The sequence below is a fragment of the Amaricoccus sp. B4 genome, assembly GCF_043226085.1.
In the GTDB taxonomy this organism is placed as follows: domain Bacteria; phylum Pseudomonadota; class Alphaproteobacteria; order Rhodobacterales; family Rhodobacteraceae; genus Amaricoccus.
The window spans coordinates 3,468,326-3,490,082 of sequence record NZ_CP171225.1 but is presented as its reverse complement, the minus strand read 5'-3'; the positions used below and the strand labels follow the sequence as shown (position 1 = coordinate 3,490,082).

Below are 21,757 nucleotides of genomic sequence, written 5' to 3'. Positions count from 1 at the left end.
GCTTTCGCTGTTTGGCACTCGGACCCCCGCATGATCCATGCGGGGGTTTTGTCGTTTTTGCGGGCTTCGCAGATCCGATCACGATACCGAAACCACCCGTGACACCTCGAGCTACTCGGCGGGCGTCGCTGCCGGCTCTTCCGACGGAGTGTCGTGGTCGGCCGTCTCTGGAATCACCAGCGAGAGAATGATGGCGGACAGACCGCTGAGGGTTATCGGCGTCGCAATGACCTGACGCACGAGTTCCGGCAGGTTCTGGGTCGCATCGGGTACGAGTGTGACGCCAAGACCAAGGCCAAACGAGATTGCCATGATGTAAACGCGGCGGCGGTCGATCTCCTCCGTGGCGAGGATACGGATACCCGCGACGGCGATCGTCCCGAAGAGCACGAGGGTCGCGCCACCGAGCACCGGCTTGGGGATAAGCAGGAAAGCACTGCCGATGACCGGAAAGAACCCGAGCAGCACCAGAATCGCCGCGATATAATATCCAACATGGCGGCTCGCGACGCCAGTCATCTGGATCACACCGTTGTTCTGGGAGAAGGTCGTGTTCGGGAAGGTGTTGAAGATGGCAGCGATGCCGGAATTGATTCCATCCGCGAGAATTCCGCCCTTGATACGCTTCATGTAGAGCGGACCCATGACCGGCTGGCCGGAAATGACGGAGTTTGCAGTAAGATCGCCCGTCGTCTCGATAGCCGTGATGAGATAGATGAACGCGATCGCGATGAAGAGGCCCAGATCGAAATCGATGCCGAAGCGAAACGGCACGGGCAGCGCGACAAGGGGCCCCGCGCCGAATGCACTGAAGTTCACCATACCGAACGGGATGGAGACGAGGAAGCCGACGATCAGCCCGACCATGATTGCCGAGATCCGAAGCATCGGATGGCCTTGAAACGTGGTGAAAATGATCGTGGCGACCACAATTCCACCAAGCACAAGATTGATCGGAGCGCCAAAGGACTCACCTGCCCCGAAGCCTCCTGCAAAATCCGTGAATCCGACCTTGACGAGGCTGAGACCGATCACGGTGATGACGATCCCGGTCACGGTCGGGGTCACGATGCGGCTCAGCTTGTCGATGAATTGGCTGAGCACGATCTCGACCACGCACCCGACGAGACAAAGCCCGAAGATCATCGCGAGGATATCCTCCGGCGTGCCGCCACGGCCCTTGACCGCAAAGCCTGCTGCAAGGATCGAGCCGAGGAAGGCAAAGCTCGTGCCCTGCAGGCTCAAGAGGCCGGAGCCCACCGGCCCGATCCTCCGGCACTGGATGAATGTCGCGACGCCCGAAACGAAGAGCGACATGGCGATCAGATAGGGGACATACTCGCCCAGCCCCAGCGCACCGCCAATCACAAGCGTCGGCGTCACGATGCCGACGATACTTGCCAGAATGTGCTGGATAGCTGCCAGAATGGCCGGACCAGGCGGTGGTGTGTCATCCAATCCGTAGATCAGATGTCCGGGAGGCGTATACTTCACTTCGGTCATGTCATTGCCCCATCTCAGGAAACAGATCTTCGCCCGGCACCGCCTTCCCATCCCGCCCGACGCTCCGGATCAGCATGAGAAACCCGTCTGCACTGCGGGCCTCCATGGCGGCGAGATCGCCTGAACACCTCCGGAACACAGCCCGATGCTCCACGCGGGAGCGTTAGGGCAACGTCGCTACGAAGAAGATCGGGCCACCCCGGGGCGCCGTTCTTTCACTCCCTGTCGCTCTTGCCGCGATAGAGCCGGTCAACGACCGCGCCCCGCAGATACGCGAAGGCCTGCCGCTCCGCAGGAACTCGGAGCGGCAGGCAAACTCTGCACAAAAAACAACCGCACGAGATACTCTGTTCATATGTTGGGCTACCCTGTGCCCACACAAACTGTGATATGCGCAGGAATTACTCTGCTCTAGAAATCCGAAGGTTGCAATGCACAAAAAACACCGAACAAAGGTCCGATGCCCATACTTTCAACACCATTGCAGCGCAACAACAGTCAGGCGATCGCGCAGATGTCCCTGGCGACGGTCTGGTCATATTTTCGAGATTTTTCGGGAGGATGAGAGAAGGTCAGCCGCGAGCGCACGAGCCCTGGCTCAAGGGGCCTTCTGTTCCCAGACCTTGTTCTTGCCCACGTCGACCTCACGCACGTAGCCGTTCTCGACCCCGGCGATCTTCGCGAAGTCCTCTCTCACGCCTTCGGGAAACAGGGTGATTCCCACATCCGTGAAGGGCGGGACGGGCTTCAGGGACGCCGTCACGGCCTCGGCACAGAACATCTTCGGCGTCCGGCCGCGCGCCTCGACATTCGCAAGCACCTGATTGGCCGTCGAGAGACTTACCGGCACCGTCTGCGTATGGACGTAATAGGAAAAACGGGCGTGATACCGCTCGTAGTAATCCAGAAAGCGCGGCGTGATCCCGTAATGGACATCGCCGCGCCGCGGCAGATCCGGATGCTGGAACGTACCGGCGGGATCATAGATCACCTGCTCGGATCCGTTGATGAGCAACGCCGAATGGGCCGAGCGGTTGGTTCGGCTGTTGACCATCGACATCAGGGTCACCGAGGGCGGCGCGTCGCTCACATAGCGTGCGGATTCGATCTGCTGCGGTTCGGCAGCGCGATACATCTCGCAGCCGGAAACCAGCAGCGTCGCCAGGATGACGACCGAAGCCCTGAACATGCCGCGCCCGCGCCGCTGTGCCGCCCCGATATCAGGTGTTGAAGATCGCAAGGAAGATGAGAATCGCGATGGCTGATCCGAACAGAAAGACGAAGAAGCGCAGGAAGCCCTCGAAGGTCTTCTCATGATCCGTGATATCCATCTCGCCGTGCTTGTATTCAGCCATTTCGCTCTCCTGTCGCGCCCGGCCCTCATCTGCGCGAGGGGCCGCCTGCCAAGGTTCTAGCCGGATCTGCGCGTTCTGTCAGTCACCTTTTCAACAGGCGGTCCAAAGCCATACGCCGTCCGGCGTCACGTCGCGCACGACCCGCCCTGTCCGCTGCAGGTGATTGAGGTGCCCGACCGCCTCGCCCAGCGCGAGGCCATATTCCGAGCGTCCGATCGGCCGCCCGAACAGCACCTCGAAACACTCCGTCGCACGCCGCGGCGTCACGAGAAAGGCCTGCAGGCGCTCGAGTGCTGCAAGCTGATGCACAACAAGCTCCTCGAGCCGGGAATCGAGCCCGAGAAAGGGCCGCCGGTGCCCCGGAAGCGCGAGCATTTCCGGGCTCGCGAGAGGATGAAGTTTCCGGCAACTCCCGATCCAGTCCCCAACTGGATCCGCACCGGGCTCGGTCGCATAGACACCAAGGTTCGGCGTGATCCCCGGCAGAACCTGATCGCCGGTGATCACCAGCGGATCATCAAGGCTCCAGAGCGTCGCCTGCTCCGGCGCATGGCCATGACCGATCTCGACGCGCCAGAGCCGCCCGCCCGCCAGCAACTCGTCGCCCTGTGCGATTCGCGTGAACCCAAGCGGCATCGGAGCGACAACATCGGCAAAGTTCATTGGCCGCGTGATTTCCCGCTCGGCATAGATCTCCTCCGCCATTCCAGCCGCGCGCCAGTAGGCAAGCAGCTCGTCGGTCGGAAGCGGCTGTTCGTCGAGCATGAGCATGCGCGCAAAGAGCCAGGCTGTCCGGGTCGTGACAAGCTCGGCGCCATGCGTCTTCTGGAGCCACCCGGCATTCCCGACATGATCGGGATGGTGATGGGTGACGATGACCCGACGCACGGGCCTGCCGCCCAGCGGCCCGGCCAGCAACTCTGTCCAGGCCTCCCGAGCCTTGTCGGTGCCGAGCCCGGTATCGACAACCGTCCAGCCGTCGCCGTCATCAAGTGCGTAGATGTTGATGTGATCCGGACGCATGGGAAGGGGAATACGCAGCCATAGCACGCCATCGGCGAGCTCCACTGCGCCTCCGGGCCGCGGCGGCTCGGGAAAGGGATAGCTCACCTGCCGGATGCCACCATCCATCACGACGCGATCTCCCAGGCGTAGAGCTGCTCCGCCCCGCCCCGCGCCTGGGCGCAAAGGGCCGGCACTTCGGGAAGCAGCCGCTCCACATGGAAGGCTGCCAGCGCCTCGCGCTGCGGATCGCTTCCCTCGGCCGCGCCCTTAAGCAGATAATGGCCGCCGAGCGCCAGCGCAAAGGCCCGCAGATAGGGCACAGCGCCCGCGAAGCGGTCATTGAGTTCGGAGCCGAGCATCCAGTCGGTCGCGGCGCCCAGCGCATCGGCTGCCGCCGCGAGCCGCGCCCCCAGCGCACCACCAGCGGCGTCGGCGGTTGCTGCGATTTCAGCAATCAGGGCCTTGGCTGCCGTGCCACCGTCAGCAAGCTTGCGTCCCACCATATCCATGGCCTGAATGCCGTTCGTGCCCTCATAGATCGCGGTGACCCGCACATCGCGGAAGTACTGCGCAACGCCGGTTTCCTCGATGAATCCCATACCGCCATGGACCTGAATACCGAGATCCGAAACCGCGCAGCCGGTATCGGTGCCGAAGGCCTTGGCGATCGGCGTGAGGAAAGCCGCACGCGCATCCCAGGCCGCATCGCCGGTCGCTGTGGCCATGTCGATGGAAAACGCACAGTCGAGACAGATCGCGCGGGCCGTCGCGGTGAGAGCCGCCATGGTCAGCAGCATCCGTCGCACGTCCGCATGGCCCTGGATCGTTTCGACACCCTCTTCCGGCGTCCGCCCCTGTCGGCGCTCCTGGGCATAGGAAATGGCGTCCTGAAGAGCCGCCTCCGCCTGGGAAAGGCCTTCGATACCCACGCCGAGGCGAGCGTTGTTCATCATCGTGAACATCGCCGCCATGCCCTTGTGTGGCGCGCCGACAAGCCATCCCGTCGCGCCATCGAACTCCATCACACAGGTCGGACTGCCGTGCAGACCCATCTTGTGCTCAAGTGAAACCACCTTGAGGCTGTTGGCAGCACCGGGATTGCCATCCGCATCGGGAATGAATTTCGGCACCAGAAAGAGCGAGATGCCCTTCGTGCCCGGCGCGCCGTCAGGCAGTCGCGCGAGGACGAGATGGCAGACATTGCCGCCGAAATCGTGATCACCCCAGGAGATGAAGATCTTCGTGCCGGTGACGGAATAGGAGCCATCGTCCTTCGGCTCGGCCTTCGAGCGCAGGGCCCCGACGTCGGACCCCGCCTGCGGCTCGGTAAGGTTCATCGTGCCGGTCCATTCCCCGGAGACGAGCTTCGGCAGATAGAGCGCCTTCATCTCGTCATCCGCATGATGCTCGAGCGCCTCGATCTGGCCCTGCGTCAGCAGGGGGCAGAGCGAGAGTGCGAGGTTGGCCGAAGCCAGGATCTCGTTCACACAGCTGAGCACCGAAACCGGCAGGCCCATCCCCCCGAACTCGGGGCTTGCCGCCGTTCCCACCCAGCCGCCATCCGCGATCGCCTTGTACGCCTCGGAAAAGCCTCCAGAGGTTCGCACGACGCCATTTTCGAGCCGTGCAGGCTCGAGATCGCCCGCCCGGCGCAGCGGAGCCAGCACATCCTCCGCCAGCCGCGCGGCCTCGTTCAGGATCGCATCGACCATGTCGCCGGTCGCTTCGGCAAACCGCTCCGTTTCCGCGAGCCGCCCTGCCCCGAGCACATGATCCAACAAAAAACGCATTTCGGTGACAGGAGCGCGGTAGCTCATCGGTTTCTCCCCAAACCTTATTTGCAGCCGCGACTTGCGGCTTCCGGATGCACCTGGATGAGACTATGACATCCCGGCCGCAACGCGCGAGTTTAGGCACGGCCGCGCACCTCGGCAAGGAGCAGGCCACTCTCGGCCCATCTCCCACGCAGCGAAGTGCCGGAAGAACTCATGACGCAGGATCCGCATTCGAAGAACACGGTCATTCTCTCCGACAGCCCCCGCGGGCTGCGCGCCGCTGCGGCGCTGCTCCATGCAGGAGAACAGGTCGCCTTCCCGACGGAAACCGTTTACGGGCTCGGAGCGGACGCACGAAATCCCCGGGCTGTCGCAGGCATCTTCGCGGCCAAGGGGCGACCGGCCTTCAATCCGCTGATCGTGCATGTCGCCGATGTCGAGGCCGCGCGCGCGCTCGCGGAGTTCGGGGACGATGCCCGGATACTCGCTACGACCTTCTGGCCCGGCCCCCTCACCCTCGTCCTCCCGCGACGCCCGGAGGCCGGGCTTGCCGACCTGGCGACGGCCGGGCTGGAGACGGTCGGGATCCGCGTTCCGGCGCATCCTCTCGCCCGTCGCCTGCTCATCGCCTTCGGAGGCCCCGTCGCCGCGCCCTCCGCCAACCCCTCCGGCCGTGTCAGCCCCACATCGGCCGCGCATGTGCTGGAAGGGCTGCGAGGCAGGATCGCAGCGGTGGTCGATGGCGGAACCTGCCCGGTCGGGGTCGAGTCGACGATTGTCGGCTTCGACGGCGGCCGGCCCATCCTGCTGCGCCCCGGTGGCATCCCGGTCGCAGCGCTTTCCGAAGCACTTGGCCGCGAAATCGGACGTCCGGTAACGACCGGCATCATCGCACCCGGCCAGATGACATCGCACTACGCCCCTCGGGCGCAGCTGCGTCTCGAGGCTTCCGGCCCTGGACCGGATGAGCTCTGGCTGGGCTTTGGCCCGGTCGAATCGCTGCGGCCGGGCCTCAACCTTTCGCCTTCAGGCGATCTCGCCGAAGCCGCAGCCAATCTCTTCGCCCACCTGCGCGAGATCGATGCCATGGCCACGAAGTCCGGCGTGAAATGCGTGGCGGTCGCCGCGATCCCGGAAAAGGGCCTCGGGGAAGCCATCAACGACCGTCTTCGTCGCGCGGCCGCCCCGCGTCCTGCGGGCTGATGCCGGAGGATAAGAGCATCTCGCGCGTGTGCCCACGTCATCTCGTGCGCAATGCGACGGGGCTAGGAAGCGCGGATCCGGTCGTCTATGCTTAAAAATTAGCCATAGCGCCTTATCCCGGCACTGTTTCCATCCGCAGCACGGCACCATGAAACATGATTTCGCCACCGCACCGCCTCCCGGGGAGGAGAGGGAGCCCCCGCAGCGCATCCTTTTCGTCGAGGACGATCGCAAGCTCAGCGCCTTCCTCTGCCGCTATTTTGGCGAACAGGGCTATCTGGCGGCCGCCGTGCATGACGGCCCGGCGATGCGGCGGGCGCTTGCGGAGGAGAGGTTCGATCTGGTCGTGCTCGATGTCGGCCTCCCCGGCCGGGAAGACGGCTACACGCTGGCGCGCGATCTGAAGAAGGGAGAGGATATCGGGATCCTCTTCCTCTCCGCCCGGCAGGAAGCCGTTGACCGGATCGTCGGCCTCGAGATCGGTGCGGATGATTTTCTCGTCAAGCCGTTCGAGCCGCGCGAACTTCTCGCGCGCATTCGCGCCATCCTTCGGCGCCTGCCACTGGGGCAGCCGGCCGGGGCCAAGCTATCCGCGGAGCATCACCTTGCCTTCGACCGCTGGCACCTCGATCTCGACGCACGGCTTCTCCGGGACGCCGACGGCCGCGTCCAGACCCTGACGACACAGGAGTTCAATCTCCTCAGCATCCTCGCCCAGCGCCCCGGCCGCGTACTCAGCCGGGAGCAGCTGCTGGATCTTACCGTTGGCCGCCACTGGTCGCCCTACGACCGCTCGATCGATGTGATGATCGGCAAGATCCGCCGCAAGATCGGTGATCCCGGCCCCGATCACCGCCGGATCCGCACCATCCGCGGCGCAGGCTACATGTTCTCGCCCGATCCCTGATGCGGCCCGAGACAGGGGAGATCCAGCACCGCCCGCGCCCCGCCGCCAACGGCATTCTCGAGCCGGAACCGCCCGCCGGATTGCAGCGCCATATGCTGGATCATCGGGAGCCCGAGCCCCGTGCCCTCGGGCTTGGTGGTATAGAACGGCTCGAGCACGCGGCGCAGCCCTTCGGGTGTGAGCCCCGGCCCGTCGTCCTCGACCGTGAGCCGGGCATAATGCGCACCGCGCCAGATGCGTTCGAGCCTGACCACGGCACGCCCTCGCCCTCCGGTCGCATCCCGCGCATTGATGAGCAGGTTGACCACCGCCGTTTCCATCTGCCCCGGATCGATCGGCGCCAGCACGCCTTCCTCCGGCAGTTCGGCCGAAAGCGTCATCCCGATACAAAGCGAACGTTCGAGCATCGCTACCGCCCCCGAGACCGGGCCGCGCAGATCCCCGGGCTCCGCCCGATCGAGACGCCCCCGGGCAAATCCCATCAGGCGCGCGACCACGTCGGCAGCGGTTCCCGCGGCCTCCAGAGCATCACTCGCATAGGGCTTCAGCCGGTCCTCCGCCGCAAGACGTTCATCAATCACCGAGAGATTTGCGAGGATCACCGCCATCATGTTCTTGAAGTCATGCGACAAGCCCGCGGCAAGCTGCGACGTCGCCTCGAGCTGCCGCAGCAGTGCGAGCTCGTGCTCCGCGCGTGCCTTCTCCCGCCGGAGATCCGCGAGCTGGAAGCAGCGCTCCAGCGCCCGCATGAGCTCCTCGAGAAAGAACGGCTTGCGCAGGTAATCGTAAGCCCCGGCCTTCAGCGCGGCGACGGCGCTGTCGACCGAGGCATAGGCCGTCATGATGACGAGAATGAGCTCGGGAAAATGCGCCCGAAGCCGTGCCGCGACCTCCGTGCCGTCCTCATGCCCGAGGCGAATATCGAGGAGCGCGACCTCCGTCTCTCCGCCGTCGAGCGCGGCGAGCGCGGCGGCCCCGTCATGCGCGATGTCGCAGTTCACCCCCTCAAGCGCCAGCGCGCGCGAGGTCGAGATCGCGAAATCGCTGTCATCGTCGATGATGAGCAGCCGACGCCCGGATGCGCGCCCGTTCATGCCGCCTCGGCGATGCTGAGGCGCATGAGGGTGCCGTCCGGCCCCGTGCGTTCGATCCAGGCATCACCGCCATGCATCTGTGCCACGCGGCGAACGAGCGAAAGCCCGAGGCCGACACCGGAGGCCTTGGTGGTAACAAGCGGATCGAAGGCACGCGCCCTGAGCTCGGGCGCGAGCCCCGGCCCGTTGTCCTCGATCTCGAGAACGCTGCGGCCCTCCTCCCGAAAGGCCCGCAGCACCACACGCGGGCGGTGGCCGGGCACGTCGACCGCCTCGGCGGCCTGCCAGCCGTTCTCGATGAGATTGCGGATGGCAAACTGAAGCCGGGCAGGATCGCAGCGCAGGAACATTCCCGCCGGCACGTCCAGATCCACATGCGCCCCGGCCGGATGCTCGTCGATCAGCGCCTCCAGCCAGTCCCGCAGATCCACTGGAATCGTTTCATGCGCACCCTGTCGCGCGAAATCGAGCAGGATATCGATGATCCGGCTGCACCGGGCGATGTTGCGCCGGATGCGCTGGACATCCTCCTCCGCTTCCGGCCCGATGCCCGGGCTCCGCGAGAGCACTTCGACCGAACTGGTGATCGTCCCGAGCGGATTGCGCAGCTCGTGGCTGATCGTCGCGGCGACCTCGCCGACCGCCGCCAGACGCTGTCGGATCGCGAGTTCGCGCTGGGTCGAACCGAGGCGCTGCAGGGCCCCGAGCAGGTTTTCTTCGGTCAGTCGCCGGCGCTCGTTGGCCATCACCGCCCAGAAGGCAACGAGCGCCACCAGAGGCGCCGACCCGAGGAAGAAATGCGTCATCGCCCCGGTGTCGTGCAGGCTTCCCGCAAGGTTCAGCGCAATGAGATACAGGCCGCCGAGCCCGGCCATCAGTCCGAGAAACACGGCGCCCACCTGCCAGATCCGCGACCCGAGCCGCGGCGAGACCCGGTGCAGGCGCACGGCATCGGCGGTCGGATCAATGTCCTCCGGCATCGCGACATGCGGGCGCTTGCAAAAATCCCGGCAATGCGGCTCGAGACTGCAGCAGAGCGAGCAGATCGGGCGCTGGTAGAAGGTGCAATAGGCCATGTCGCGCGGCTCGTAGTCATGGCTGCAGATCGCGCAACCGCAGCGCGCGACACCGGCGCCGAAATCATGCGTCCGGCGCGCGACATACCCCCGCCCCTGCCGGACAAGCCCGATCGCCGTTGCCGCGGCAAGCGAGACAAAGAACGCGATCGGCGGCGACCAGGCCTGCAGCAGCTCCCCACCGAACCCGAGGAAGAGCGCCAGTCCGAGCAAGCCGCCAACTGCCATGCCGCCGCAGCCGACAACGTTGAAATCCGGCAGATAGGCGCGCTTGAACTCGATCTGCGCCGGGCTGAAACCGAGCGGCTTCAGGATCGCGAGGTCGGCAAAGATCGCGCCAAGCCAGGCGAGCGCCAGATTGGCATAGATTGCGAGCACCGCCTCCAGCGTCGAGAACACCCCGAGCAGCATGAGCGCGCAACTTATTGCCACATGGAGCAGCAGCCAGACCAGCCGGCCGGGATGATAGCGCGCGATCCTGAGGAAGAAGTTCGATTGTGCCAGCGACCCGGCATAGGCGTTCGTGACGTTGATCTTGATCTGCGCGACCAGGATATAGACCGTCGCCACGACAAGCGCCGTGCCCGGGCCGAGCAGATACTCGTAGGCGTGCCAGAACATGCCGATGGGCTCGACGGCAAGGCTCGCGGGCATTCCGTCGCCAATGGCGAGCCAAGCAAGGAAACTCCCCATCAGGATCTTGGTGCCACCGATCAGGATCCAGCCCGGCCCGGCCAGGATGAGCGCCCCCCACCACTGCAGGCGCGTGGTGGCCTCGGGCGGCGGCAGAAAGCGCAGATAGTCGACCTGCTCGCCGATCTGGAGCGAAAGCGCACAGAGGACACCGATGGCGCCGCCAAGCGAGAGCAGCGTCATCGCGGGCCCGGGCGCGGCAAGCCAGGCCCGAACCCCTTCGGGCTCTGCCCAGAGGATCGCAACGAACGGCAGAAGCGCGAGCACGATCCAGGGGAGCTGGGTCACACGCTGGAAGCGCGAGATCGCGGTCATGCCCCTCGATGCAACCGGCAGGATGACGAGCGCCGACAGGAGATATCCGAGCGGCAGCGGCAGCCCGAAGCACACGAAGAGCGCCTGCCCGATGATGACACCCTCGAGCGCGAAGAAGATGATGGTGTAGGTCGCGTAGATGAGCGAGGTAACCGTCGAGCCGATGTATCCGAAGCCCGCCCCCCGGGTGAGAAGATCCATGTCCACGTTGGAGCGGGCCACGTGATAGGCGATGGGCAATGACGTCACGAATATGAAGATCGAGGCCAGCAGCACCGCAACGACCGTCGTCTGAACGCCCCAGGAAATCGTCAGCGCCGCACCGATCGCCTCGAGCGCGAGAAACGAGATCCCGCCGAGCGCGGTATGCGTGATCGTCGCCGGGCTCCAGCGGCGATGGCTCGCCGGGGCATAGCGCAGCGCGTAGTCCTCGATGGTCTCGTCGGCCACCCACGACTGGTAACTGCGCGGCGCGGGTTCGAGGCCCGGAAAACGGTCCCTGTCCCGCTCCGGATCCTCCGGCCGATCGTCCGCGCTCCGTCTGCCCATGTCTTCACTCCGGCCAAGTCTTCGGCAACAGCGGCGCGCCCTTCGCCGGCTGGAACCGCGCACCCTAGCGCCGAAAGCGACAGCTGTGAATGCGCGCGGGGTCCCCGCACCTGGCGTGCACGCGCCCGCTCTCCATCGCGGCCACAAATCCGCCACGGCGCAAGGCCCGGTTACACGAAATTACATTTGGCCGCGTTTCGGGACGAACGCCGGTTACACGGCCGGCCCAGATTGATGCCCGACCGGTGCCCCCCGAGACGGCGCCGGCGCAGAAACAGGGAGGCATCCATGCCAAAGACAGTCTTCGAGGTCGATCTCACCAAGGCTCCCGAAGAAGCCGCACAGAAGCCGCACAACCGCTGGCACCCCGACATCCCGATGGTGGAGACCTTCAAGCCCGGAGACGTTCTGCGCGTCGAATGCTACGACTGGACCGGCGGGCAGATCGGCAACAACGACAGCGCCAACGATATCCGTGACGTGGACCTCACGCGGGTCCACTACCTCTCCGGCCCGTTCGGCTTCGAAGGCGCCGAACCGGGCGACCTACTGGTCGTGGACATCCTCGACATCGGCGCGATGGACGACTCGCGCTGGGGCTTCAACGGCCTCTTCGCCAAGGAAAACGGCGGCGGCTTTCTCACCGAGCACTACCCCAACGCCACGAAGTCGATCTGGGATTTCGAGGGCATCTACACCACCTCGCGCCACATTCCCGGCGTGCGCTATCCCGGCCTGATCCACCCGGGCCTCATCGGTTGCCTGCCGGATCACAAGCTGCTCGCCGAGGCCAACCGCCGCGAGGCCGAGCTCATCGCGACCGATCCTGACCGCGTTCCGCCGCTCGCCTGCCCGCCCGATGCCTCCACCGCGCTGATGGGCCTGCTCAAGGGCACCGCCGCCGATACCGCCGCCAAGGAGGCCTGGCGCACGGTGCCGCCGCGCGAGCACGGTGGCAACTGCGACATCAAGAACCTCTCGCGCGGCTCCAAGGTCTATTTCCCCGTCTACGTGAAGGGCGGCGGGCTCTCGATGGGCGATATCCACTTCAGCCAGGGCGATGGCGAGATCACCTTCTGCGGCGCGATCGAAATGGCCGGCTGGATCGACATCAAGGTCGAGATCATCAAGGACGGCATGTCGAAATACGGCGTCATCAACCCGATCTTCCGGCCCTCGCCGATCGATCCGCATTTCGACGACTACCTGATCTTCGAGGGCATCTCGGTCGATGAGCACACCGGCGAGCAATACTATCTCGACGCCCATGTCGCCTACCGCCGCGCCTGTCTCAACGCGATCGAGTACCTGAAGAAATTCGGCTACTCGGGCGAGCAGGCCTACATGATCCTCGGCACCGCGCCCGTCGAGGGCCGCATCGCGGGCATCGTCGACATTCCCAACGTCTGCGCGACACTCGCCATCCCCACGGCCATCTTCGACTTCGACATCCGGCCGAACGGCGACGGACCGAAGCGCTCCGTCCCCGACATCCCGGTCGCCATGACGAGCTGAGGCCCCGCCGCGCCCGCCCCGCACGCCGGGGCGGGACAGTCGGAGCGGGCGGTGCCACGCGCCGCGCCGCTCCAGGACGTTCAATCAGATCGGACAGGTCCTCCAAACCGGAGCGGCTCCGATCGGGGAGACAAGATCCATGTTGCTCGGATTTCTTCTATTCTACGTCGGCGCCGTGCTGTTTCTCAACGGGATCTGGCTCATGGGCAAGATCCAGGACCGGGAAATCGTCGTCATCAACATCGTCTCCGGCCTCGTGGCCGCGGGCGTGGTGATCCAGAGCGCCTTCGGTCCGGCCGCCGACCCGGACACGGTACGCGCCGCAGCCCTGACCCTCATGTTCAGCACCACCTATTTCTGGGTCGCCTACAACCGCCTCGTCGCGGTCGACGGTCGCGGGCTCGGCTGGTTCAGCCTCTTCGTCGCCATCAGCACGGCGCCGGTCTTCCTCCGCGGGATCGGGTCCGCCGCCTCGCCGGGCGAATTCTGGCTGGCCGGAAACTGGCTCATCTGGGGCGTGCTCTGGTTCATGTATTTCCTGCTGCTGGCACTCGGGCGCCCGATCCTGCGCCAGACGGCATGGGTCACGCTCATCGCCGGGATCGTGACCGGCTGGGTGCCGGGATACCTGCTGCTCGACGGACTGCTGTAAGGGAGCGCTTCGATGCCGATCTACGATTTCCACTGCGCCGACCATGGCATCTTCACCGACCGGGTCAGTTACGAGGCGAGCCGGGCCGGCATCGCCTGCCCCTGCTGCGGCAACACGAGCGCGGTGCTGCCCGCCCTGCCCCAGATCAGCACGCTCTCGAGCGCGCTGCGCCGGGCCGAACACCGGGCGGAAACCAGCTCCGGCGCGCCGAAGGTGGTGAAACGCAGCCACCTGCCGAGTTGCGGCTGCAACCTCTGCAAGAAGAAGGCGCCGCCCACCTCCCGGCGCTGGATGCTCGGCCAGTGCTGAGGGCATCGCCGGGGCATACCATCCCCCGGCGATGCGCCGCGCCCGCGCCCGAATGACCCTTGACGGGAGCGGCCGAGCGGGTCGTGGTCGACGCCTGGCCACGTCGGGAGACATTGCATTCCGTCGCGGCCCGGCAGGACCGAGACACGAGGAGAGCCATGAGCACGACGATCACCGGCCCCGACGGGCAGCCGCGCTGCCGCTGGAGCGCGAGTGCCGACGAGATGCCCTATCATGACGCGGAATGGGGCATGCCGGTCGGCGACGACCGCCGCCTCTTCGAGAAGCTCTCGCTCGAGGGGTTCCAGTCCGGCCTGAGCTGGCGGACGATCCTCGTCAAGCGCGAGAACTTCCGGGCCGCCTTCGCGGGCTTCGATTTCGACAAGGTGGCCGAATTCGGCGAGGCCGACGTCGCGCGGCTGCTGCAGGATGCCGGGATCGTGCGGCACCGCGGCAAGATCGAGGCGGTCATCAACAACGCCCGCCGCGCACGGGAACTTGCGGCGGAGGCGGGCTCGCTCGCGGCCTATCTCTGGCGCTACGAGCCCGATCCCGCGACATGCGCCCCGCCGCAGACCGTCTCGACCTCGCCCGAATCCGTCGCGCTTTCGAAGGATCTCAAGAAGCGCGGCTGGAAGTTCGTCGGGCCGACGACCCTCTATGCCTTCATGCAGTCGATGGGCATGGTGAACGATCATGTGGAGGGCTGTGCCTACCGCGCGCGGATCGACGAGGCGCGCGCCGCGTTCCGGCGGCCGGGCCGGTAGCGTCCGCCGCGCCCCCGGTCGCGGCTTCGGGATGCCCCTTCCCCCAGACCGCGCCGGTATCGCGGGCGAGCGCCCGGGCCTCGAGCGCATCGAGCGCGGCAATGGCGCGGGCCACGTCGCCCCCGGCCGTCTCGATGGCGCGGGCAAAGGCGCGACGGACCGAGCGCGGGCTCCAGGGCAGCCGCGCGCCCGCGAGCCAGGCGCGCAGACGCGGCGGCAGCGCATCGAACTCCGCCATGGGGTCCCCGCTCCGGCGGCGGCGCGGCAGGGCGCTCGCACCATTCCGCCCGCCGCGCGGCTCAGGCCGCTGCGCCATGTGCCCAGGCCGGAAACGGATCGGCCAGCCCTTCCCAGCGCTCCGGCACGAAGGCCTCCGGCCCGACCTCGCCCATGAGGCAGGCATCGAGCGCCGCGGAAATCGCCTCCCGGTCGAGGTCCGAGCCGATGAAGACGATCTCCTGCCGCCGGTCGCCGAAGGGCTCGCACCATTCCGCGGTCATGCGCTGCACCATCTGCGGATCGTCGGGCCAGTAGCGCTTCGGCACCGCCGCCCACCAGCGTCCGAGGGGTCGCACGCCCGAAACCGCACCCGCGAGGCTGAATTCCGCCACCCAGTCGGGCCGGGTCGCGATCCAGAAATGTCCCTTCGCGCGGATGACGCCAGGCAGCGGTCCGTTCAGCACCGAATGGATGGCCGAGGGGTGAAAGGGCCTGCGCGCCCGGTAGACGAAGGACGAGATACCGTATTCCTCGGTCTCGGGCGTGTGTTCGGCGAAACCGTAGAGCTCCTTGAACCAGAGCGGGTGGCCATGCGCGCGATCGAAATCGAAGAGGCGTGTGTCGAACATCGCGGCGGCCGGCACCCGGCCATGGTCGGCCTCGATCAGTCGGGCCTCGGAATTGAGGCTGCGGATGATGCGCCGCGCCGCCTCGGCCCGCTCGGGCCCCGCGTCATGCACCTTGTTGAGCACGATGATGTCGGCGAACTCGATCTGGTCCACGAGCAGATCGACCAGCGTGCGCGCGTCGTCCGCACCGAGGCTTTCGCCACGGTCGGCGAGGAAGTCGTGGCTCGAAAAGTCCCCGAGCAGGTTGATGGCGTCAACCACCGTGATGGTGGCGTCGAGGCGGGCGACATCCTCGAGGCTCCTGCCCTCCGCGTCGCGGAACTCGAAGGTGGCGGCGACCGGCAGCGGCTCTGATACCCCGGTCGATTCGATCACCAGCGCATCGAACCGGCGCTCGCCCGCGAGACGGCGCACTTCCGTCAGCAGGTCCTCGCGCAGCGTGCAGCAGATGCAGCCGTTGGTCATCTCGACGAGGGTTTCCTCCGCGCGCGAAAGCTCGGCCCCCCCGGCGCGGACGAGATCGGCATCGATGTTCACCTCCGACATGTCGTTCACGATGACCGCGACGCGGCGCCCCTCGCGGTTGTTGAGAATGTGGTTGAGCAGCGTCGTCTTCCCGGCTCCGAGGAACCCGGAGATGAGCGTCACGGGAAGGCGCGTATCGGCGGCGGCGGGCATGCAAGTCTCCCTGCTGGATGGGTCAGGGCTATATTGTTATAGTATAACATATCATACCGCAACCGGTCCGAAGGGTGCATTGCAGCAAGTCCGGGATGCCGCTACGAATGCCGCATGACCCAGGACGCACTCTTCGACGAAGGGCCGTTTGCGCCCTGCCCCGAGACCTTCAACATGGCGGCGCACACCTTCGCCCCGGCCCTTCGCGCGCCCGAACGGACGGCGCTGGAGGTCCTGTGGGCACCGGGTGAGATGGCCGAGCATTGGACCCACGGGGCGCTGCGCGAGGCGGTGCTGCGGGTGGCGGGGGGGCTTGCGGCGGTGGGGATCGGCCGGGGGGACAGGGTGCTGCTCCGGATCGGGAACTCCTCGGATTTCCCGCTGCTCTTCTTCGGCGCCATCGCGCTCGGCGCGGTGCCGGTGCCGACTTCATCGATGCTCACGCCCCACGAGATCGCGGTGATCCTCGCCGATCTCGAACCGGCATTCATCTGTCGCGGCGAAGGTCTCGAGCTGCCGGATACGGGCGGGATCCCGGTTCTGGGGCCGGAGGAAATCCGCGAGCTGCGCGAGGCCGGGCCGGGCGAATTTGCGGCGACGCGGGCGGAGGATCCGGCCTTCATGATCTATACCTCCGGCACCGGCGGCCGGCCCAAGGGGGTGCTCCACGCCCAGCGGGCAGCCTGGGCGCGGCGGATGATGTGGCAGGGCTGGTACGGGCTCGGCGCGGATGACCGGATGCTCCATGCCGGGGCCTTCAACTGGACCTACACGCTCGGGGCGGGCCTGACCGACCCCTGGGCGATGGGGGCGGCGGCGCTGATCTATGCCGGCCCGCCGGACCGGCATGTCTGGCCGCACCTTGCCGAGGCGCACCGGGCGACGATCTTTGCCGCGGTGCCCGGGGTCTACCGCCAGATGCTGGGCGATGATGCGGCGCTTGCGCGCGGGTTTGCCCATCTCCGGCACGGGCTGAGCGCGGGAGAGGCGCTGCCGAAGCAGGTGGCGGCGGCCTGGAGCGGAGCGACGGGGAAGCCGATCCATGAGGCGCTGGGCATGTCGGAGATCTCGACCTACATCTCCTTCTCGCCCGACCGGCCGAGGATCGAGGGCCGGGCGGGCTATCCGCAGCCGGGGCGGCGGGTGGCGATCCTGGCCGAGGATGGCGGGGCGGAGGATCTGGCGCTCCGGGGCGAGGACGGGCTGCTGGCGGTCTCGCGCCGCGATCCGGGCCTGATGCTCGGCTACTGGCGGCGGCCGGAGGAGACGGCGGAGGCGTTCCGGGGCGAGTGGTTTCTGACCAGCGACCGGGCCCGGATGGACGAGGACGGGGCGATCACCTATCTCGGACGGGCGGACGACGTGATGAACGCGGGCGGGTTCCGGGTGAGCCCGGCGGAGGTCGAATATGCCCTTCTCCACCACCCCGGCGTCGCCGAGGCGGCGGTGGTGGCGACCCCGGTGCGGGAAGGGGTCTCGATCATCACCGCCTTCTACGTGCCGCGCGGGGCGGCGGTGGCCGAGGAAGAGCTTGCGGCCCATTGCGCGGGCGAGCTGGCGCGCTACAAATGCCCGCGGGCGTTCCGGGCGGTCGAGGCGCTGCCCCGGAGTGCCAACGGCAAGATCCAGCGACGCCACCTCAGGGCAATGGAGGGAGATGCATGACCCGGCTCGAGATCCTTTCGGACCCGATCTGCCCCTGGTGCTATATCGGGGCGACAAACCTGATGCGGGCGATGGAGGCGCGGGCGGACCACGGGCTGGCGGTGAGCTGGCGGCCCTATTTCCTCAACCCCGACATGCCGCCGGGCGGCATGGAGCGCACCGACTATCTGGAGGCGAAATTCGGCGGCAAGGACGCCGCGGTGAAGGCCTACATGCCGGTGCAGGCGGCCGCGGAAGCCGCCGGGCTCAGCCTTGATTTCCGGGCGATCGCACGGACGCCGAACACGCTCGATGCCCAGCGGGTGATCCACTGGGCGGGCACCGAAGGCGCGCAGACGCGGGTCGCGATGGCGCTCTTCAAGGCCTATTTCGAGAAGGGCGCCGATCTCGAGGACCCGGAGACGCTGGCCCGGATCGCCGGCGAGGCGGGGTGCGACGCGGGCGTGATCGGGCGTCTGCTGGCGGGAGACGCCGACCGGGCGGAGATCCGCGCCGCGGCGGCGGAGGCGGCCCGGATGGGGGTGACGGGGGTTCCCACCTTCATCCTCGGCGGGCATTACGTGGTGCCGGGCGCCCAGCCTTCGGACCTCTGGACGAAGGTGATCGACGAGCTGGCCGCTGCCGCCGCGGGGTCGTAATTCGGACCCCTCTCCCCCGTGAAAACGAGCTTTTCACCGTGAAAATCTCAAAACAGCGCTGAAATCATTGGATTTTCGTAGTTAACATATCATGAATGCGGTCGATGCGCCGCTCTCCGGACGGGCTTGCGCATCGGGACACGGACGCTGCGCCATGCGGGAGCGGGTCAGGGAGGCCGGGGCGCAGGGGGCTGGTCCACCGCGCGGGTGGTCCGGTCGGGCCTCTGGTTCCCGAGGCGGCGTTCTCGATTGTCCGGCCTGTTGGCCGGATTGCATTTCCCCCGCCTGTTGGCGGGGCCCCGTTCCTGCCCGATAGGGTTTCTGCCTGTATGAAATCGCTTTCCGGGGGGGCGCGCCCGGCCGGGAGGGCGGGGTTGCACCGTCGGGGTCGGTCGGGTCTAACGGGGGGCGATGGGCCGGATCGTTCGCGACACTCTCCGCTTCTTTCGGGACAATGCGCGCTGGCTGGCGGCGGGGTTCCTGCTCACGTTCTTTTCCTCCTTCGGCCAGACCTTCTTCATCGGGCTTTCGGGCAACGATCTGCGCGCGGCATTCGGGCTATCGGGCGGGGCGTTCGGGGCGCTCTACATGGTGGCGACGCTGGCGAGCGCCTCCACCCTGCCCTGGCTCGGGCGGACGCTCGATCTCATGCCCGGATGGAAGGTCGCGCGCTTTACCCTCCCCGCGCTCGCCGCGGCCTGCGTGCTGGTGGTGCTGGCGCCCAATGTGGCGGTGCTCGGGCTCGCGCTCTATCTGCTGCGGCTTTTCGGGCAGGGCATGATGACGGAGATCGCCCATACCGAGACCGGGCGGTGGTTCATCGCGCGCCGGGGCCGGGCGATGGCGCTGGTGGTGCAGGGCCAGCCCGCGGGCTCGGCCGTTTTGCCGATCCTCGCGGTGCTGGTGAACGGCGCGGCGGGGAGCTGGCATGCGGCCTGGCTCTGGGCGGTGGGGCTGCTTCTCGGGGTGGCGCTGCCGCTTCTTCTCTGGCTCATGCGCGTCGGGCGGGTGCCGGAGGCGATCGAGGTGAGCGCGCGCGGGCGGCCGATGGCGCGGGACTGGAGCCGGGCGGAGGCGGTGCGCGATCCGCTGCTCTATCTGCTGCTGGCGGGGCTGCTGGCGCCGCCCTTCATCGGCACGACGATCTTCTTTCATCAGGGCTATCTGACGGAGCTGCGCGGCTATGCGCCGCTCGCCTTTGCCGCGGCCTTTCCGGTGATGTCGGTGGCTACGGTGGTTTCGGGGTTCGTCTGCGGGCATCTGATCGACCGCCACGGGGCGCTCGGGCTGCTCCCCTTCGTGCTGGCGCCGCTCGCGCTCGCCTCGCTGCTGGTGGCGGTCGTGGTGCCGGTCTGGGGGATCCATGCCTTCATGCTGCTGCTCGGGATCAGCAACGGCTTTACCGGGACGCTGATGGGCGCGCTCTGGCCGGAGGTCTACGGGCTCGCCAATCTCGGCGGCATCCGCTCGATCATCCTGTCGGCGATCGTGCTGTCGACCGCGATCGGGCCGGGGATCACCGGGGCGCTGATCGATGCGGGGATCGGGCTGCCGGTGCAGATGCTCGGGATGACGGCCTGGTGCGGGCTTGCCTCGCTCCTCCTCGCGCTGGCCGCGCGGCGGATCCGGGCGCGGGAGGCGGCGTGGCGGGCGGGGGTGGCGGCGCGGGCCTGAGCGGCCCGCCGGGCGCCGCGCTTTCGGGCGCGCGGCCGCGGGTCAGCCGAGGGCTTTCACCGCGGCGGTGAAGGCATCGCCCCGCGCCTCGAAGCTCGCGAACTGGTCGAAGCTCGCGCAGGCCGGCGCGAGCAGCACGGTCTCGCCCGGCTCGGCCTCGGCGGCGGCCTGGGCGACGGCTTCCGCGAGCGTCCCCGAGATGGTGTGGGGGACCTTCCCGCCGAGGGTCGCGGCGAATTCGCCCGCCGCCTCGCCGATCAGGTAGGCCTTGGCGATGCGCTCGAAGAGCGGGCCGAGGGTGGTGATGCCGCCGGCCTTGGCCCGGCCGCCGGCGATCCAGCGGATGCGTTCGAAGCTTGCGAGCGATTTCGCCGCGGCGTCGGCGTTGGTGGCCTTGGAATCGTTGACGTAGGTCACGCCGCCGATGGTGGCGATGAGCTGGGCGCGGTGCGGCAGGCCGGGGTAGCTCGCCATCGCCGTCTCGATCTGGCGCGGGGCGAGGCCGAGGCTGCGGGCGGCGGCATAGGCGGCGCAGGCGTTCTGGTGGTTGTGCGCCCCCGGCAGGGTGAGGATGGGGCGGAGGTCGATCGAGGCGAGCTGGCGGCGGCCGCGCCATTCGGCGAGGAAGCCCTTGCGGGCGAAGACGGTCCAGCCGGGACCTGCGAGCTTGCGGCTCGCGGAGATCATGATGACGGGTTCGGCACTTTCGGGCATCTCGCGCATCACGTTGGCGAGGAAGCGGCCTTCCGTCTCGTCGACGCCGATGATGCTGCGCTCCGGGCCGCCCTGGGTGAAGAGCCGGCGCTTGGCGGCGAAGTAGCCGCCCATGCCGCCGTGGCGGTCGAGGTGATCGGGCGAGATGTTGAGGAAGACGGCGATGTCGGGCTGGAGCGCGCGGGCGAGCTCGGTCTGGTAGGAGGAGAGCTCGAGCACGACGACCATGCCGTCCTCGGCCGGGTCGAGATCGAGCACGCCGCGGCCGATGTTGCCGCCCATCTGCACCGGGCGGCCGGTGGCCTTCAGGATGTGGGCGAGCAGTGCCGTGGTGGTGGACTTGCCGTTGGAGCCGGTGATGCAGACGACCTGGGGCGCGCGGTCGAACCAGTCCCAGTCCTCGGTCGCGAAGGAGCGGAAGAAGAGGCCGACGTCGTTGTCGACGGCGACGCCCGCGTCCCAGGCGGCGGCGATGGCGGGGTGCGGCTCGGGGTAGAGATGCGGGATGCCGGGGCTGACGATCAGCGCCTTGACGTCCTCGTAGGCGCCGGGCCGGGTGAGGTCGACGAGGGTGACGCCCGCGGCGGCGGCCTTTTCGCGGGCGGGCGCGCCGTCGTCCCAGGCGATGACCTCGGCGCCGCCCTCCTCGAGCGCGCGCACGGCCGGAAGGCCCGAGCGGCCGAGCCCGAGCACGGCCACGCGGCAATCCTGGTATCCCCGCACCGGGATCATCGAACCGGCGCTCCGGGCCGTGAGTTCATCGTCATGCCGCCAATTGCCTCGCGTCGAATCCTGTCTTCGGGTCGTTATAAGTGCTTGTCC

The 21,757-nt window shown here is 67.3% G+C and carries 19 protein-coding genes; 9 read left to right on the top strand and 10 right to left on the bottom strand.

The genetic code is table 11. The features are described 5' to 3' along the window. Positions 1 to 111: 111 nt before the first annotated feature. From ACF66B_RS16770 to ACF66B_RS16750, 5 genes are all read right to left on the bottom strand, one after another. Positions 112 to 1,503: a nucleobase:cation symporter-2 family protein gene (locus ACF66B_RS16770; RefSeq protein WP_111429841.1), complete on the bottom strand. Its 1,392-nt coding sequence runs from the start codon at positions 1,501 to 1,503 to the stop codon at positions 112 to 114. Positions 1,504 to 2,101: 598 nt separating this feature from the next. After that, positions 2,102 to 2,692, bottom strand: a complete 591-nt coding sequence (locus ACF66B_RS16765) for a hypothetical protein (RefSeq protein WP_111429842.1) — start codon at positions 2,690 to 2,692, stop codon at positions 2,102 to 2,104. Positions 2,693 to 2,723: 31 nt separating this feature from the next. Next, positions 2,724 to 2,858, bottom strand: a complete 135-nt coding sequence (locus tag ACF66B_RS16760) for an aa3-type cytochrome c oxidase subunit IV (RefSeq protein WP_111429843.1) — start codon at positions 2,856 to 2,858, stop codon at positions 2,724 to 2,726. Positions 2,859 to 2,948: 90 nt separating this feature from the next. Beyond that, complete coding sequence (locus ACF66B_RS16755; protein ID WP_111429844.1) at positions 2,949 to 3,989, bottom strand: MBL fold metallo-hydrolase; 1,041 nt, start codon at positions 3,987 to 3,989, stop codon at positions 2,949 to 2,951. Beyond that, on the bottom strand, positions 3,989 to 5,680 hold the full coding sequence (locus tag ACF66B_RS16750) for an acyl-CoA dehydrogenase (RefSeq protein WP_111429845.1): 1,692 nt from the start codon (positions 5,678 to 5,680) through the stop codon (positions 3,989 to 3,991). The genes ACF66B_RS16755 and ACF66B_RS16750 overlap by 1 nt, the downstream gene beginning before the upstream one ends. A 171-nt stretch (positions 5,681 to 5,851) precedes the next feature. Here ACF66B_RS16750 and ACF66B_RS16745 point away from each other — a divergent pair, with 171 nt between their 5' ends. Both ACF66B_RS16745 and ACF66B_RS16740 read left to right on the top strand, forming a co-directional pair. Continuing rightward, positions 5,852 to 6,841 (top strand): L-threonylcarbamoyladenylate synthase, encoded by a 990-nt coding sequence (locus ACF66B_RS16745; protein WP_111429846.1) that lies wholly within the window; start codon positions 5,852 to 5,854, stop codon positions 6,839 to 6,841. Between the two features lie 148 nt (positions 6,842 to 6,989). Then, positions 6,990 to 7,748, top strand: coding sequence for a winged helix-turn-helix domain-containing protein (locus tag ACF66B_RS16740; protein WP_111429847.1), 759 nt, complete (start codon positions 6,990 to 6,992; stop codon positions 7,746 to 7,748). On the opposite strand, the gene ACF66B_RS16735 is transcribed toward ACF66B_RS16740, so the two are convergent. After that, the gene (locus ACF66B_RS16735; RefSeq protein WP_111429848.1) at positions 7,724 to 8,842 is read right to left on the bottom strand and encodes a response regulator; all 1,119 of its coding nucleotides are present in this window, start codon (positions 8,840 to 8,842) and stop codon (positions 7,724 to 7,726) included. The genes ACF66B_RS16740 and ACF66B_RS16735 overlap by 25 nt on opposite strands. Next, a complete protein-coding gene (locus tag ACF66B_RS16730) occupies positions 8,839 to 11,475 on the bottom strand; it encodes an ATP-binding protein (RefSeq protein WP_111429849.1) in 2,637 nt (878 codons plus the stop codon). The genes ACF66B_RS16735 and ACF66B_RS16730 overlap by 4 nt, the downstream gene beginning before the upstream one ends. Before the next feature lie 288 nt (positions 11,476 to 11,763). On the opposite strand from ACF66B_RS16730, the gene fmdA reads away from it, so the two are divergent. The 4 genes from fmdA (at position 11,764) to ACF66B_RS16710 (ending at position 14,718) form a co-directional block, all read left to right on the top strand. After that, the gene (fmdA, locus tag ACF66B_RS16725) at positions 11,764 to 12,990 is read left to right on the top strand and encodes a formamidase (RefSeq protein ID WP_111429850.1); all 1,227 of its coding nucleotides are present in this window, start codon (positions 11,764 to 11,766) and stop codon (positions 12,988 to 12,990) included. A gap of 139 nt (positions 12,991 to 13,129) precedes the next feature. Continuing rightward, positions 13,130 to 13,642 (top strand): AmiS/UreI family transporter, encoded by a 513-nt coding sequence (locus ACF66B_RS16720; RefSeq protein WP_111429851.1) that lies wholly within the window; start codon positions 13,130 to 13,132, stop codon positions 13,640 to 13,642. Positions 13,643 to 13,654: 12 nt separating this feature from the next. Continuing rightward, complete coding sequence (locus ACF66B_RS16715) at positions 13,655 to 13,951, top strand: zinc ribbon domain-containing protein (RefSeq protein WP_111429852.1); 297 nt, start codon at positions 13,655 to 13,657, stop codon at positions 13,949 to 13,951. Between the two features lie 158 nt (positions 13,952 to 14,109). Then, a complete protein-coding gene (locus ACF66B_RS16710) occupies positions 14,110 to 14,718 on the top strand; it encodes a DNA-3-methyladenine glycosylase I (protein ID WP_111429853.1) in 609 nt (202 codons plus the stop codon). On the opposite strand, the gene ACF66B_RS16705 is transcribed toward ACF66B_RS16710, so the two are convergent. Further along, on the bottom strand, positions 14,618 to 14,956 hold the full coding sequence (locus tag ACF66B_RS16705; RefSeq protein WP_392663333.1) for a DUF6525 family protein: 339 nt from the start codon (positions 14,954 to 14,956) through the stop codon (positions 14,618 to 14,620). The two genes, ACF66B_RS16710 and ACF66B_RS16705, sit on opposite strands and share 101 nt — an antisense overlap. Positions 14,957 to 15,017: 61 nt before the next feature. Then, complete coding sequence (locus ACF66B_RS16700; protein WP_111429854.1) at positions 15,018 to 16,244, bottom strand: GTP-binding protein; 1,227 nt, start codon at positions 16,242 to 16,244, stop codon at positions 15,018 to 15,020. Between the two features lie 114 nt (positions 16,245 to 16,358). Here ACF66B_RS16700 and ACF66B_RS16695 point away from each other — a divergent pair, with 114 nt between their 5' ends. The 3 genes from ACF66B_RS16695 to ACF66B_RS16685 all read left to right on the top strand — a co-directional run bounded on the left by ACF66B_RS16695 (position 16,359) and on the right by ACF66B_RS16685 (position 20,221). Then, complete coding sequence (locus tag ACF66B_RS16695) at positions 16,359 to 17,909, top strand: AMP-binding protein (RefSeq protein ID WP_111429855.1); 1,551 nt, start codon at positions 16,359 to 16,361, stop codon at positions 17,907 to 17,909. Then, positions 17,906 to 18,547, top strand: coding sequence for a DsbA family oxidoreductase (locus tag ACF66B_RS16690; protein WP_111429856.1), 642 nt, complete (start codon positions 17,906 to 17,908; stop codon positions 18,545 to 18,547). Before ACF66B_RS16695 ends, ACF66B_RS16690 begins: the two co-directional genes overlap by 4 nt. A 411-nt stretch (positions 18,548 to 18,958) precedes the next feature. Beyond that, entirely contained in the window at positions 18,959 to 20,221 is a 1,263-nt protein-coding gene (locus ACF66B_RS16685; RefSeq protein WP_111429857.1) for an MFS transporter, read from the top strand. Between the two features lie 42 nt (positions 20,222 to 20,263). On the opposite strand, the gene murD is transcribed toward ACF66B_RS16685, so the two are convergent. Next, positions 20,264 to 21,667 (bottom strand): UDP-N-acetylmuramoyl-L-alanine--D-glutamate ligase, encoded by a 1,404-nt coding sequence (gene murD / locus ACF66B_RS16680; RefSeq protein WP_111429858.1) that lies wholly within the window; start codon positions 21,665 to 21,667, stop codon positions 20,264 to 20,266. Positions 21,668 to 21,757 lie beyond the last annotated feature (90 nt).

Bases quoted from the DNA above. Each gene is read 5' to 3' on its own strand.
- ACF66B_RS16770 (WP_111429841.1), bottom strand. From the start codon at position 1,503: ATGACCGAAGTGAAGTATACGCCTCCCGGACATCTGATCTACGGATTG.
- ACF66B_RS16765 (WP_111429842.1), bottom strand. From the start codon at position 2,692: ATGTTCAGGGCTTCGGTCGTCATCCTGGCGACGCTGCTGGTTTCCGGC.
- ACF66B_RS16760 (WP_111429843.1), bottom strand. From the start codon at position 2,858: ATGGCTGAATACAAGCACGGCGAGATGGATATCACGGATCATGAGAAG.
- ACF66B_RS16755 (WP_111429844.1), bottom strand. From the start codon at position 3,989: ATGGATGGTGGCATCCGGCAGGTGAGCTATCCCTTTCCCGAGCCGCCG.
- ACF66B_RS16750 (WP_111429845.1), bottom strand. From the start codon at position 5,680: ATGAGCTACCGCGCTCCTGTCACCGAAATGCGTTTTTTGTTGGATCAT.
- ACF66B_RS16745 (WP_111429846.1), top strand. From the start codon at position 5,852: ATGACGCAGGATCCGCATTCGAAGAACACGGTCATTCTCTCCGACAGC.
- ACF66B_RS16740 (WP_111429847.1), top strand. From the start codon at position 6,990: ATGAAACATGATTTCGCCACCGCACCGCCTCCCGGGGAGGAGAGGGAG.
- ACF66B_RS16735 (WP_111429848.1), bottom strand. From the start codon at position 8,842: ATGAACGGGCGCGCATCCGGGCGTCGGCTGCTCATCATCGACGATGAC.
- ACF66B_RS16730 (WP_111429849.1), bottom strand. From the start codon at position 11,475: ATGGGCAGACGGAGCGCGGACGATCGGCCGGAGGATCCGGAGCGGGAC.
- fmdA (WP_111429850.1), top strand. From the start codon at position 11,764: ATGCCAAAGACAGTCTTCGAGGTCGATCTCACCAAGGCTCCCGAAGAA.
- ACF66B_RS16720 (WP_111429851.1), top strand. From the start codon at position 13,130: ATGTTGCTCGGATTTCTTCTATTCTACGTCGGCGCCGTGCTGTTTCTC.
- ACF66B_RS16715 (WP_111429852.1), top strand. From the start codon at position 13,655: ATGCCGATCTACGATTTCCACTGCGCCGACCATGGCATCTTCACCGAC.
- ACF66B_RS16710 (WP_111429853.1), top strand. From the start codon at position 14,110: ATGAGCACGACGATCACCGGCCCCGACGGGCAGCCGCGCTGCCGCTGG.
- ACF66B_RS16705 (WP_392663333.1), bottom strand. From the start codon at position 14,956: ATGGCGGAGTTCGATGCGCTGCCGCCGCGTCTGCGCGCCTGGCTCGCG.
- ACF66B_RS16700 (WP_111429854.1), bottom strand. From the start codon at position 16,244: ATGCCCGCCGCCGCCGATACGCGCCTTCCCGTGACGCTCATCTCCGGG.
- ACF66B_RS16695 (WP_111429855.1), top strand. From the start codon at position 16,359: ATGACCCAGGACGCACTCTTCGACGAAGGGCCGTTTGCGCCCTGCCCC.
- ACF66B_RS16690 (WP_111429856.1), top strand. From the start codon at position 17,906: ATGACCCGGCTCGAGATCCTTTCGGACCCGATCTGCCCCTGGTGCTAT.
- ACF66B_RS16685 (WP_111429857.1), top strand. From the start codon at position 18,959: ATGGGCCGGATCGTTCGCGACACTCTCCGCTTCTTTCGGGACAATGCG.
- murD (WP_111429858.1), bottom strand. From the start codon at position 21,667: ATGATCCCGGTGCGGGGATACCAGGATTGCCGCGTGGCCGTGCTCGGG.